Here is an 11,583-nt window from a genome sequence, read left to right as displayed (position 1 = left end):
GGCGGGGGCCTCCCGGCCCCTCCGCCTCCCGGCCCGTCCGCCTCCCGGCGTCCCCCGAGCCGCCCAGCCGCCACAATGGACGGGTGAGTGCGAATGACGAGGTCGACGGGATCGTCGACGCCTGGGTCCGGGAGCGGCCCGATCTCGACTTCACGCCGCTCCAGGTCTTCTCGCGGATGCGCCGGCTGGCCAAGCAGCTCGAGCGCGCGCGCGGCAGCGCCTTCGGCCGGTCGGAGCTCGAGACGTGGGAGTTCGACGTGCTCTCGGCCCTGCGGCGCGCGGGCGCGCCCTACCGGATGAGCCCCAAGCAGCTCCTCCAGGCGACCATGGTCACCAGCGGGACCATGACCAACCGCATCGACCGGCTGGTCGAGCGCGACCTGGTCGAGCGCCTCGACGACCCGAACGACGGGCGCGGCGTGCTGGTGCAGATGACGCCGTCGGGGCTCGCCCGGGTCGACGCGGCGATCACCCGCCTGGTCGACGCGGAGCAGGAGCTGCTCGGCGCGCTCACCCACGCCCAGCAGGAGCGGCTGGCGCAGCTCCTCCGGAAGCTCTCCCTCGACTTCGGCTGAGCCGGTCGCCCCGGGCCCGCGACGGCGGCCCGCCCACGCGGTACGGGACAGCTGCCGGTGCCGCGGAGGAGAGCGGCGTCAGCCCTCGAGCTGCTCCGAGAGCTCCAGCCAGCGCAGCTCGAGCTCGGCCGCCTCGTCCTCGTAGGCTCGGAGCGAGGCGTTGAGCGCCAGGATGCCGTCGTAGTCGTCCTGGTCGTGCGTCGCCATCTTCTCGTGCACGGTCTTCGTCAGCTGCGTGAGCTTGTGCAGGCGCCGGTCGATCGCCGACACCTCCTTCTCCGCGGTGCGGCGCTCGGCCCCCGCGAGTCCGCTCGACGCCGGCGCGGCGGAGGAGGAGCCCGACGACGCCGCCGCGGGCGCACCCTTCTCGAGCGCGCGGCGCAGGTCGAGGTACTGCTCGACGCCGCCGGGCAGGTGGCGGAACGCGCCGTCCATCACGGCGTACTGCTGGTCGGTGACGCGCTCGAGCAGGTACCGGTCGTGCGAGACGACGAGGAGGGTGCCCGGCCAGGAGTCGAGCAGGTCCTCGATCGCGGCGAGCATGTCGGTGTCGAGGTCGTTGGTCGGCTCGTCGAGGATCAGCACGTTGGGCTCGCTGAGCAGGATGAGCAGGAGCTGGAGCCTCCGGCGCTGACCGCCCGAGAGGTCCTTCACGGGCGTCGAGAGCTGCGCGCTCGAGAAGCCGAGCCGCTCGAGCAGCTGGCCCGGGGTCATCTCCTTGCCGCCGATGGAGTAGCTGGTGCGCTGCTCCGCGATGATCTCGCGGACGGGCCGGTGCTGGACCCCGGTGAGCTCGCGCAGCTGCTGGTCGAGGATCGCGACGCGCACAGTGGTGCCGCGCTTCACCCGGCCGCTCGTCGGCTCCACGCTGCCCGCGACCAGGCCGAGGAGGGTCGACTTGCCGGCGCCGTTCACGCCGAGGATGCCGGTGCGCTCGCCGGGCGCGATCCGCCACTCGATGCGGTTGAGGACGGTCCGCTCGCCGTAGCGGACGGTGACGTCGAGCAGGTCGACGACGTCCTTGCCCAGGCGCGAGACGGCGAGCTGCGAGAGCGAGACCGAGTCGCGCACCGGGGGCTCGTCCTCGATCAGCTGGTTCGCGGCGTCGATCCGGAACTTGGGCTTCGCCGTGCGGGCGGGGGCGCCGCGCCGGAGCCAGGCGAGCTCCTTCTTCATCAGGTTCTGGCGCTTGGCCTCCATGGTCGAGGCCATCCGGTCGCGCTCCACTCGCTGCAGGATGTACGCCGCGTACCCGCCCTCGAACGGCTCGACGAGACGGTCGTGCACCTCCCAGGTGGCGGTGCAGATCTCGTCGAGGAACCACCGGTCGTGGGTGACGACCGCGAGCCCGCCCGACGACGCCGCCCAGCGGCGCTTGAGGTGCTCGGCGAGCCAGGCGATGCCCTCGACGTCGAGGTGGTTGGTGGGCTCGTCGAGGAAGACGACGTCCCAGTCGCCGACGAGCAGCTTCGCGAGGGCGACCCGGCGCCGCTGCCCGCCCGAGAGGGAGCCGACCACTCCGTCCCAGGGGACGTCGCGCAGCAGGCCCGCGATCACGTCTCGGGTGCGCGCGTCGCCCGCCCACTCGTGCTCCTGGAGCCCGCCGACGACGGCCTGGGCGACGGTGAGGTCCTCATCGACCGTGTCGGCCTGGTCGAGCATCCCGAGCGTGACGCCGCGGCGGTGCGTGACGCGGCCGCTGTCCGGCTCGATGCGCTGCGCGAGCAGGCGCAGGAGGGTCGACTTGCCGTCGCCGTTGCGTCCGACGATCCCGATGCGGTCGCCCTCCTCGATCCCCAGGGAGACGTCGTCGAAGATCACGCGTGTGGGGTACTCGAGTCGCAGCGCCTCGGCGCCCAGCAGATGTGCCATAGGGATCCAGCCTAGGCGGTGCCGCCTGAGCGGTCCGCCGCGGGTCGATCACAGTGCGGCCGGGTCGCGGCCCCCGGACCTCAGCCCGCGGCTGCCGGCTCCGAGACGGACACCGAGCGGCGGTGCAGTCCCGTGGCACCGTCGGGAGCGGGCGGGCGCTCGACCGTGGTCTGCACCGTGCCGTCCGCGTCGGTGGCGCGCACGGTCACGACGTGGTCGCCGACCGTCGCGTCCCACTCGAGGACCCACTGGATCCACGTGTCCGCGGTGACCTGCTCGGCGAGGCGCGCCTCCTGCCAGGCGCCGCCGTCGATCTGCACCTCCACCTTCGCGATGCCGGTGTGCGGCGCCCAGGCGACTCCCGCCACGGCGACCGTCCCCGCCTCGACGGGCTGGCCCTGGCGCGGCACATCGATCCGCGACTCGATCTTGATCGGACCGCGCTCGGTCCAGCCGCGCGTCGACCAGTACGCCAGGTCCTCCGCGAAGGTCGTGACCTTCAGCTCGACGACCCACTTCGTCGCCGAGACGTAGCCGTACAGGCCGGGGACGACCATCCGGACGGGGAAGCCGTGCTCGACCGGGAGCGGCTCGCCGTTCATCCCGACGGCGAGCAGGCTCGCGCGGTCCTCGTCCTGCAGCACGTCGAGCGGGCTGGAGGCGGTGAAGCCGTCGATGCTCCGCGAGAGCACCATGTCGGCGCCGGCGGTCGGCCGGGCCCGGGCCAGCAGCTCTCGGATCGGGTAGCCCAGCCAGAGGGCGGTGCCGATCAGGTCGCCGCCGACCTCGTTGGACACGCAGGACAGGGTGACCAGGTGCTCCTCGAGCGGCAGCGCGAGCAGCTCGTCCCAGGTGATCTCGATCTCCTCCTCCACCATGCCGGTGATCTTCAGCGACCAGTCGGCGGGCTCGACCGACGGCACCGAGAGCGCGGTGTCGATCCGGTAGAACGAGGAGTTGGGAGTGACGTAGGAGCTGATGCCGTCGATGTCGTCGAGCACGGCGCCGGCCGCGACGGGCGCGGCGGCCGAGGCGGGAGCCGGCAGGGACACGGCCTCGCGCACGGCGGTGACGGCGGCGGAGGCGGACGTGAGGAAGCGGGCGCCGATGCCGGCGGCGACCGCGGCGACTCCGGCGATCCCGACCAGGCGGAGGAACGACCGGCGGTCCGGGGAGTCGCTCTCGCGCTCCTCCTGCCAGCCGCGGAGGCGGACGGAGGCCGAGCGGAGCACCGCGGCCCCGGCCACCATGCCCACGACGCTCGGCGCCGCGTCGATCCCGGACGCGCCCTCGCGGCTGACGGCGGCGAGCGCACCGGCGCCCGCGACGACGGCCAGCAGCAGCACGCCGAACGGCGGGCGGCGGTACTCGAGGACTCCCGCGCCGACGGCCAGCAGCGCGATCGCGAGGCCGATCGAGACCAGCAGCACGAGCTTGTCGCCGGTGCCGAAGAGCGCGATGACCGTGTCCTTCACGCCCGGGGGCACGATGTCGATGACGAAGCCGCCGACCGCGACCAGCGGACTGCCGCCCGCTCCGGTGAAGACCGCGACGACCTCGGCGGCCGCGAGGGCGACGACGGCGGCCACGATCCCGGAGAGGATCGCGAAGAGGGTGGCTCGGCGGGACATGAGCGGCACTCTAAGCCACGAGGTCGGAACTTCTCTGCGGACCGTCTGTGGAGGGCGCCGGGCGCGAGGCTCGCGAGCCCCGCTCCGGAGGCACCGCCTCCGCGACTAGGTCGAGAGCAGGCGAGCCCCGTGGACCGGGCCGGACACCCGCACGGCGCTCAGCCGCGCGGAGCTCAGCTCGCGCTGCAGGTCGGCCGCCGCATCGGCGTCCGGAGCGAGGAACGCGACGGTCGGGCCGGACCCCGAGACGAGGCCGCCGAGCGCCCCGCGGCCCTCGCCGAGCTCGAGGATGCGGGCGAGCCCGGGCTGCAGGTGCAGCGCCGGCGCCTGGAGGTCGTTGTGCATCGCGTCGGCGAGCATGGCGGCGTCGCCGGCGCGGAGGGCCTGCAGCACGTTGGGATCGATGGCGGGGGTCGCCGAGATCGGGCGGAAGTCGTGCAGGTGGCGCTCGCGGTGCCGGTCGAGCTCGCTGTAGACCTCGGGGGTCGACAGGCCCTCCTCCGAGAGGACCAGCACCCACTCGAAGCGGCCCTTGGCGAGCGCCGGGCTCAGCTCGTCGCCTCGGCCGACTCCGATCGCGGTGCCGCCGGTGAAGGAGAAGGGGACGTCGGCGCCGAGGCTCGCGGCGATGCCCAGCAGCTGCTCCCTCGTGCACGCCGTACCCCAGAGCGCGTCGCAGGCGAGCAGGGTCGCGGCCGCGTCGGCCGAGCCGCCGCCCATGCCGCCGGCGATGGGGACGTTCTTCTCGATCTCGAGGTGCACGCCGCCGCGGTAGCCGGTCGCCCGGGCGAGCGCCCGAGCCGCCTTGATCGCGAGGTTGGAGCCGTCGACGGCCAGGCGGGAGGTGTCGATCGAGCCCGAGAAGGAGACCGAGAAGTCGGCCGCCTCCTCCGCGAACACGTCCTCGTAGAGGGAGAGCGACTGGAACGCGGTGGCCAGCTCGTGGTACCCGTCGTCGCGCACGGCGCCGACCTTGAGGAACACGTTGATCTTGCCGGGCGCCCGCGCGTGGACCCGGTTCGACGTCGCGCGGTGGGCCATGCATCCACGCTACAGGGTGGCGGAGGCGCCCTCGTCCGCACCCGGGGCGGGCTCCCCGTCGCCGTCCGTGTCGTCCCCGTCGGTCTCCGCCGGCGACCCGTCGGGCACCGCCGCGCCGCGCACGGGGACCCGCGCCGGATCGAGCTCGCGGCCCAGGCGGACGAAGGCGGCGACGTCCAGCTCCTCGCCGCGCGCGGTCTGCGGGACGCCGGCCCGCTCGAGCGCGACGATCGCCGCGGCGCTGTCGCCGAAGAGGGTCGCGAGCGACTGGCGGAGCATCTTCCTCCGCTGCGCGAACGCCGCGTCGACGACCGCGAAGACGGCGCGGCGCAGGGTCTCGTCGCCCGGCTCCTCGCCGCGGTCGAACGCGACGAGCACGCTGTCGACGTTCGGCACCGGCCAGAAGATCTGACGCGAGACCGCGCCGCCCGTCGTCCAGGAGCCGAACCACGCCGCCTTGACGCTCGGGCCGCCGTAGACCTTGGAGCCGGGACCGGCGGCGAGCCGGTGCCCGACCTCGGACTGCACCATCACCACTCCGGACCGGATGCTGGCGAAGTGCTCGAGGAAGTGCAGGAGCACCGGCACCGAGATGTTGTACGGGAGGTTGGCGACGAGCCGGACCGGATCCCCCGGCAGGTCGAGCACCTTCATCGCGTCGGCGTGCACGACCGCGAGATCGGCGCCCGGCGCCATCAGCTCGACGGTGCGCGGCAGCTGCTCGGCGAGGCGCCCGTCGATCTCGACGGCCACGACCTGCGCGCCCGCCTCGAGCAGGCCGAGGGTCAGCGATCCGAGGCCGGGGCCGATCTCGACGACGGTCTCCCCCGGGCGCACCCGAGCGAGCTTGACGATGCGGCGGACCGTGTTGGCGTCGTGCACGAAGTTCTGGCCGAGCTTCTTGGTCGGCGTGACGTCGAGGAGGCCGGCGAGGTCGCGGATCTCGGCCGGGCCCAGCAGGCGCGGGATCGCGGCGGCCGTCGGCTCGGCGGCGTGGCGGCCGCTCATGCGAGGGGTCCGACCGGCTCCGTCGGCTCGGAGCCGACCTCGCCGCCCCACTCGCCGTACACGGCCTCCGTGTTCGAGGCGATCGTCGCGGCCAGGTGGCCGACGTCGGTCTCGAGGGTCGCGGCCATCGAGCGCAGGGTGTGCGGGAGGAGGTAGGGCGCGTTCGGGCGGCCCCGGAAGGGCGACGGAGTGAGGTAGGGCGCGTCGGTCTCGACCAGGATGAGGTGCCGCGGGGTCGCGACGAGCGCCTCCCGCAGCGGCTCGGCGTTCTTGAACGTCACGGTGCCGGCGAAGGAGAGGTACCAGCCCTCGTCCGTGCACATCCGCGCCATCTCCGCGTCCCCGGAGAAGCAGTGGAAGACGGTGCGCTCGGGGGCGCCGACGCGGCGCAGGGTCTCGATGACCTCGCGGTGCGCGTCGCGGTCGTGGATCTGCAGCGCGAGGTCGTGCTCCTTCGCGATGCGGATGTGCTCCTCGAAGGAGCGGAACTGCGCGGCGCGGCCGCTCTCGCCGGTGCGGAAGAAGTCGAGCCCGGTCTCGCCGATGGCGCGCACCCGCGGCTGCTCCGCCAGCTCGGCGATCACGGCGAGGGCGGCGTCGAGCTCGCCGCGCTGCTCCAGCTCGGGCGCCTCGTTGGGGTGGATCGCGACGGCGGCCAGCATCCGCGGCTCGCTCGCCGCCTGCTCGGCCGACCAGCGGCTCGTCTCGACGTCGGTGCCGACCTGGACGACGCCGCGGACCCCGACGGTGGAGGCCCGGTCGAGCTGCTCGCGGTGGTCGAGCGGCTCGAGGCCGTCGGCGATCTCGAGGTGCGTGTGGTTGTCGTAGACGGGGACGACGAGCGCCTCGGGCAGCGGCGGGTACGTCAGGTCGCGGCCGGACGAGGCCTCGCGGGAGCGGACGTGCTGGCTGTCGGTCATGCGCTCCAGGCTACCGGGAGGGCTCGCGCGGGTCGGAGTCCTGGGCGGACGAGGGCCGAGAGCGGCCGCCGAGGCGCCCTGAGCGGATCGGGTCAGCACCCGATCGGATCGGGACAGCCCGCCTCCCGCGCCGCCGGGAGGCTGGAGCCATGACAGACACCGAGCTCCTCGCCCACTCCGCACCCGGCTCCCTCGCCGGGCGCCACGCCCTCGTCACCGGATCCTCGAGCGGGATCGGCGCGGCCATCGCCCGCCGCCTCGCCGGGGCCGGCGCTCACGTCCTCGTGCACGGACGCGACCCCGAGCGGGTCGGGTCCGTCGTCCGCGGCATCCGCGCCGACGGGGGCACCGCCTCCGCGCTCGTCGCCGACCTCGCGGGCACGCCGGAGGAGACCCGCGCCGTCGCCGAGCGGGCGCTGACCCTCCTCGACGGGCGGATCGACGTCCTCGTCAACAACGCCGGAGTGTTCCCGGTGGGGCCGACCGCCGACCTCAGCGACGCCGATGTCGAGTCCCTCCTCACCACGAACATCCGCGTGCCGCACCAGCTCGTCGCGGCGATCGCCCCGGCCATGGCCGAGCGCGGGAGCGGAGTGGTCGTCAACATCACCTCGTGGATGGGACGGGTGGGAACGCCCGGGACCGCGCTCTACCCCGCGACCAAGGCGGCGCTGGAGCACCTCACGCGGGCGTGGGCGGCCGAGTACGGCCCGAGCGGCGTGCGCGTGGTCGCCGTCGCGCCCAGCGCGACTCTCACGCCCGGCAACGAGCACGCCGCGGCGATCCTGGAGCAGATGACCGCGTCCGCCCCCGCCGGCCGGCCCGGACGTCCGGACGAGATCGCCCTGGCCGTGCGCTGGCTCGTCTCGGACGAGGCCTCGTACGTCCACGGCACGACGCTCGACGTCGACGGAGGCATCGTCGGCGCCCGCGTCTGACGCCGCGGTACGCGCCGCTCGGAGTCCCCGCGACAGCGCCCGCCGCTCAGTGGATCTGGACGAGCGGCCCGGGGTGGAGCGCAGCGTCGGCCGCGGGGGTCGTCTCGTAGGCGCGGCGGTAGTCGCGCCCGAAGTGCGACGCGCTCGCGTAGCCGACCGCGGCCGCGGCCTGCGCGGCGGTGTCGCCCCGGACCAGGAGCAGTCTCCTGGCCTCCCCCAGGCGGAGCCGCCGCAGGTAGCTCAACGGCGACATCCCGGTCAGCTCGCGGAAGCGGCGGGTGAGCGTGGGCACGCTGGTGCCCGCCTCCGCGGCGAGCGCGCCGAGGGTCCAGCCGCGCGAGAGCGACGCGCTCATCGCCTCGACCGCACGGGAGACGGCCTCCGAGCGGACGGTGCTGGACGCGGCCAGCAGCCGGAGCGCCTGGTCCGTCTGCAGCAGCCGCAGCACGAGCTCGCGCGTGATCGCGGGGGCCAGCACCGGGATGTCGGCGGGGGCGTCGAGCAGACGGAAGAGTCGGCGCAGCGAGTCCGCCATCTCCTCCGTGACCGTGCCGATCCGCGGGGCGGGAGCCCGCGGGGCCGTCCGGGGGGCGAGCGCCGCGATCTCGGCCACCACGAGCGGGTCGAGACGCCAGTTGGCCGACAGGAAGTCGCCGCGGTCGCCGGTCTCCACGACGGCCGCCACCACCGGCAGATCGACGGGGGTGATCAGGAAGCGGCCGGCGCCCCACCGCTCGTCGGAGTCGCCGACCACCGAGCGCTTCCGGCCGGCCAGCACCAGGCTGAGGGTCGGCGGGAACCGGGTGTAGACGAGCTCGGTCGGAGCGGTCACCCGGTGCAGGCGCAGGGCGAGCGCGGCGGCGCGCTCCGGGTGCCCGACGTGGCGCCGGGTGAGCTCGGCCGCCTGCTCGAGAGCGTCGAGGACCTCGCGCGTCATCAGCGCCCCGCCGTCCCCGGAGCGGAGGACCGCTCGCACCCGGCCCCTCGCGTGCGGATCACGGTCATCGGGCACTCTCCTGCGGATCCTCCGTCGGCGACTCCAGGCCGCGCGGCTGCTCCGTCCACGGGTCGAGGCGCGGCCGTCAGGACGCGGGAGCCTCGATGCGCGGGAAGAGCGCGGCGAGCGTGCCGACGGTGGTGCCGACGGGGAGGACTCCCCACCGGCCCGCCTCGCGGATCGGCTGCGCGGTGAGGGCGCCCAGCGACTCCGTCACGCCGAGCGCCTCCCAGAGGGACGCCGTCGCGCGCGGCACGACCGGCGAGAGCAGCACGGCCAGGGCGCGGAGCCCCTCCGTCGCGGTGTAGAGCACCGTGCCGAGGCGCTCGCGCTCCTCGCGCTTGGCGAGTGCCCACGGCTCCTGCTCGGTGATGTAGCCGTTGAGCTCCTCGACGATGCTCCACACGGCGGTGATCGCGTCGTGGATCGCGAGCGCGTCGATCGACCGGTCGGCCGACGCGGCGGCCTCGGCGACGATGCGCTGCACGCGCTCCTCCGCCTCGGTCGGCTCCCCCGGCGCGGGCACGACGCCGTCGTAGTAGCGGTGCAGCATCGCGACGACCCGCGAGGCGAGGTTGCCGAAGCCGTTCGCGAGCTCGGACTGGTAGCGCGCAGACAGGTCCTCCCACGAGAACGAGCCGTCCTGGCCGAAGGTGATGGCCCGGAGGAAGTAGTAGCGGAAGGCGTCGGAGCCGAAGGTGTCGGTGATCTGCTCGGGCGCGATGCCGGTGAGCTTCGACTTCGACATCTTCTCGCCGCCGACCAGCAGCCAGCCGTGGCCGAACACCTGCCGGGGGACCTCGAGGCCCGCGGCCATGAGCATGGCGGGCCAGATCACCGCGTGGAAGCGCAGGATGTCCTTGCCGACGATGTGGGTCGCGGGCCAGCGGCGCTCGAACTCCGCCTCGTCCTGGCCGTAGCCGACCGCGGTGATGTAGTTGAGCAGCGCGTCGAACCAGACGTAGACCACGTGCGAGTCGTCCCACGGGACCTTCACGCCCCAGTCGAAGCTGGAGCGGGAGATCGACAGGTCGGCCAGGCCCTGGCGGACGAAGCTCACGACCTCGTTGCGCGCCGACTCGGGCTGGACGAAGTCGGGACGCTCCTCGTAGAGCGCGAGCAGCCGCTCGGTGTACTCGCTCATCTTGAAGAAGTAGTTCTTCTCCTTCAGCAGCTCGACCGGCTTCGAGTGGATCTTGCAGACGTACTGGCCGGCGTAGTCGCCGGTGCCCTCCTCGAGGTCGGACAGCTGCTTGTACTCCTCGCAGCCCACGCAGTAGTAGCCCTCGTACTCGCCGGTGTAGATCGCGTCCTCGTCGTACAGCTTCTGCAGGAACTTCTGGACGTTGGCCTCGTGCCGCGCGTCCGTGGTGCGGATGAAGTCGTCGTTGGCGATGTCGATGGTCTCGAGCAGCGGCTGCCAGGCGGTCCTCACGAGGCGGTCGGCCCACTCCTGGGGGGTCGTGCCGTTGGCGGTGGCGGTGCGGAGGATCTTCTGTCCGTGCTCGTCGGTGCCGGTCAGCAGCCAGGTGTCGTCGCCCGCCTGGCGGTGCCAGCGGGTGAGCACGTCGGCGGCGACCTCGGTGTACGCGTGCCCGATGTGCGGGACGTCGTTCACGTAGAAGATCGGGGTCGTGAGGTAGAAGGAGGCGCCGTCGGACATGGCGACCATCCTATTCACCGCGGGGCACCGCTCCCGGCGTGTGACGGAGGCCGTGGACGACCGGCCGCGGGCGCCGTCTGGGAGGGAGCTCTCAGCCGCGGCGGGAGGCGAGCGCCGCCTCGTAGAGAGCGCGGCGCGAGAGCCCCGTGATCTCGGCGACCTCGGCCGACGCCTCCTTGAGCCGCGATCCGGCCTCGACGCGGGCCAGCACGTCGGCCAGCGCGTCCTCGAGCGACGCCTCCCTCGCGGGGGCTCCCTCGACGACCAGGCAGATCTCGCCGCGCAGGCCGTCGGCCGCCCACTCGGCCAGCTCGGCCGCCGTGCCGCGCCGGACCTCCTCGAACATCTTGGTGAGCTCGCGGCAGACGACGACGCGCCGCTCCGGGCCCATCGCCTCGACCAGGTCGGCGAGCGCGTCGCCGATCCGGTGCGGGGACTCGAAGAAGACCATGGTGCGCCGCTCGTCGACGAGCGCCCGGAAGGTCGAGACCCGCTCGCCGTGCCGGCGGGGCAGGAACCCCTCGAAGCTGAAGCGGTCCGTCGGGAGCCCGGACACGGCGAGCGCCATGAGCACCGCCGAGGGACCGGGCAGCGCGGTGACCGCGACTCCCGCCGCCACCGCCGCCTCGACCAGGTGGTAGCCCGGGTCCGAGACCGTGGGCATGCCAGCATCGCTCAGCACGAGCAGGTCCTCCTCGCGGGCCAGCTCCACCAGCTCGGCGGCGCGCTCGCGCTCGTTGTGGTCGTGCAGGGCGTAGAGGGCGGGCCGGTTCTCGACGCCCAGGGCGCGCATCAGCTGGATGGTCACGCGCGTGTCCTCGGCGGCGACGTGGCGGGCGGAGCCCAGCGCCTCCACGAGCCGGCGGGAGGCGTCGCCGAGGTTTCCGATGGGAGTGCCGGCGAGGATGATCATGCCGCCAGTCTCCCAGGCCGGGTCC

General features: G+C 73.8%; 10 protein-coding genes. 2 read left to right on the top strand and 8 right to left on the bottom strand.

Translation table 11 applies throughout. The annotated features are described in order from the left end of the window. The first annotated feature begins 83 nt into the window (after positions 1 to 83). On the top strand, positions 84 to 575 hold the full coding sequence (locus C5B98_RS11365) for a MarR family winged helix-turn-helix transcriptional regulator (RefSeq protein WP_104222340.1): 492 nt from the start codon (positions 84 to 86) through the stop codon (positions 573 to 575). A 78-nt stretch (positions 576 to 653) separates the two neighbouring features. Here the strand turns inward: C5B98_RS11365 and C5B98_RS11360 are convergent, their stop codons facing one another. The 5 genes from C5B98_RS11360 to C5B98_RS11340 all read right to left on the bottom strand — a co-directional run bounded on the left by C5B98_RS11360 (position 654) and on the right by C5B98_RS11340 (position 7,047). Then, positions 654 to 2,447 carry an ABC-F family ATP-binding cassette domain-containing protein gene (locus C5B98_RS11360; RefSeq protein WP_104222338.1) on the bottom strand — a complete coding sequence of 598 codons (1,794 nt, stop codon included), beginning with the start codon at positions 2,445 to 2,447 and terminating at the stop codon, positions 654 to 656. Between the two features lie 80 nt (positions 2,448 to 2,527). Continuing rightward, positions 2,528 to 4,078 carry a molybdopterin-dependent oxidoreductase gene (locus tag C5B98_RS11355; RefSeq protein WP_104327816.1) on the bottom strand — a complete coding sequence of 517 codons (1,551 nt, stop codon included), beginning with the start codon at positions 4,076 to 4,078 and terminating at the stop codon, positions 2,528 to 2,530. A gap of 105 nt (positions 4,079 to 4,183) precedes the next feature. Next, positions 4,184 to 5,119 carry a 4-(cytidine 5'-diphospho)-2-C-methyl-D-erythritol kinase gene (locus C5B98_RS11350; RefSeq protein ID WP_104222334.1) on the bottom strand — a complete coding sequence of 312 codons (936 nt, stop codon included), beginning with the start codon at positions 5,117 to 5,119 and terminating at the stop codon, positions 4,184 to 4,186. Positions 5,120 to 5,128: 9 nt separating this feature from the next. Next, on the bottom strand, positions 5,129 to 6,127 hold the full coding sequence (rsmA, locus tag C5B98_RS11345; RefSeq protein ID WP_181065522.1) for a 16S rRNA (adenine(1518)-N(6)/adenine(1519)-N(6))-dimethyltransferase RsmA: 999 nt from the start codon (positions 6,125 to 6,127) through the stop codon (positions 5,129 to 5,131). Then, entirely contained in the window at positions 6,124 to 7,047 is a 924-nt protein-coding gene (locus C5B98_RS11340) for a TatD family hydrolase (RefSeq protein ID WP_104222332.1), read from the bottom strand. The genes rsmA and C5B98_RS11340 overlap by 4 nt, the downstream gene beginning before the upstream one ends. A gap of 149 nt (positions 7,048 to 7,196) precedes the next feature. Between C5B98_RS11340 and C5B98_RS11335 the strand changes: the two genes are divergently transcribed. Further along, the gene (locus C5B98_RS11335; RefSeq protein ID WP_104327815.1) at positions 7,197 to 7,985 is read left to right on the top strand and encodes an SDR family NAD(P)-dependent oxidoreductase; all 789 of its coding nucleotides are present in this window, start codon (positions 7,197 to 7,199) and stop codon (positions 7,983 to 7,985) included. A gap of 46 nt (positions 7,986 to 8,031) precedes the next feature. Here the strand turns inward: C5B98_RS11335 and C5B98_RS11330 are convergent, their stop codons facing one another. The 3 genes from C5B98_RS11330 to rsmI all read right to left on the bottom strand — a co-directional run bounded on the left by C5B98_RS11330 (position 8,032) and on the right by rsmI (position 11,558). Then, entirely contained in the window at positions 8,032 to 8,997 is a 966-nt protein-coding gene (locus C5B98_RS11330) for an AraC family transcriptional regulator (protein WP_258059876.1), read from the bottom strand. 70 nt (positions 8,998 to 9,067) lie between these two features. Then, positions 9,068 to 10,645 (bottom strand): methionine--tRNA ligase, encoded by a 1,578-nt coding sequence (gene metG / locus C5B98_RS11325; protein ID WP_104327814.1) that lies wholly within the window; start codon positions 10,643 to 10,645, stop codon positions 9,068 to 9,070. Positions 10,646 to 10,736: 91 nt separating this feature from the next. Beyond that, the gene (gene rsmI, locus C5B98_RS11320; protein WP_104226923.1) at positions 10,737 to 11,558 is read right to left on the bottom strand and encodes a 16S rRNA (cytidine(1402)-2'-O)-methyltransferase; all 822 of its coding nucleotides are present in this window, start codon (positions 11,556 to 11,558) and stop codon (positions 10,737 to 10,739) included. Positions 11,559 to 11,583 lie beyond the last annotated feature (25 nt).

This window comes from Rathayibacter sp. AY1A5, assembly GCF_002930875.1.
GTDB lineage: Bacteria > Actinomycetota > Actinomycetes > Actinomycetales > Microbacteriaceae > Rathayibacter.
Note: the sequence above shows the minus strand (reverse complement) of the source record. Positions and strands in the feature narration are given on the sequence as shown.

Bases quoted from the DNA above. Each gene is read 5' to 3' on its own strand.
- C5B98_RS11360 (WP_104222338.1), bottom strand. From the start codon at position 2,447: ATGGCACATCTGCTGGGCGCCGAGGCGCTGCGACTCGAGTACCCCACA.
- C5B98_RS11355 (WP_104327816.1), bottom strand. From the start codon at position 4,078: ATGTCCCGCCGAGCCACCCTCTTCGCGATCCTCTCCGGGATCGTGGCC.
- C5B98_RS11350 (WP_104222334.1), bottom strand. From the start codon at position 5,119: ATGGCCCACCGCGCGACGTCGAACCGGGTCCACGCGCGGGCGCCCGGC.
- rsmA (WP_181065522.1), bottom strand. From the start codon at position 6,127: ATGAGCGGCCGCCACGCCGCCGAGCCGACGGCCGCCGCGATCCCGCGC.
- C5B98_RS11340 (WP_104222332.1), bottom strand. From the start codon at position 7,047: ATGACCGACAGCCAGCACGTCCGCTCCCGCGAGGCCTCGTCCGGCCGC.
- C5B98_RS11335 (WP_104327815.1), top strand. From the start codon at position 7,197: ATGACAGACACCGAGCTCCTCGCCCACTCCGCACCCGGCTCCCTCGCC.
- metG (WP_104327814.1), bottom strand. From the start codon at position 10,645: ATGTCCGACGGCGCCTCCTTCTACCTCACGACCCCGATCTTCTACGTG.
- rsmI (WP_104226923.1), bottom strand. From the start codon at position 11,558: ATGATCATCCTCGCCGGCACTCCCATCGGAAACCTCGGCGACGCCTCC.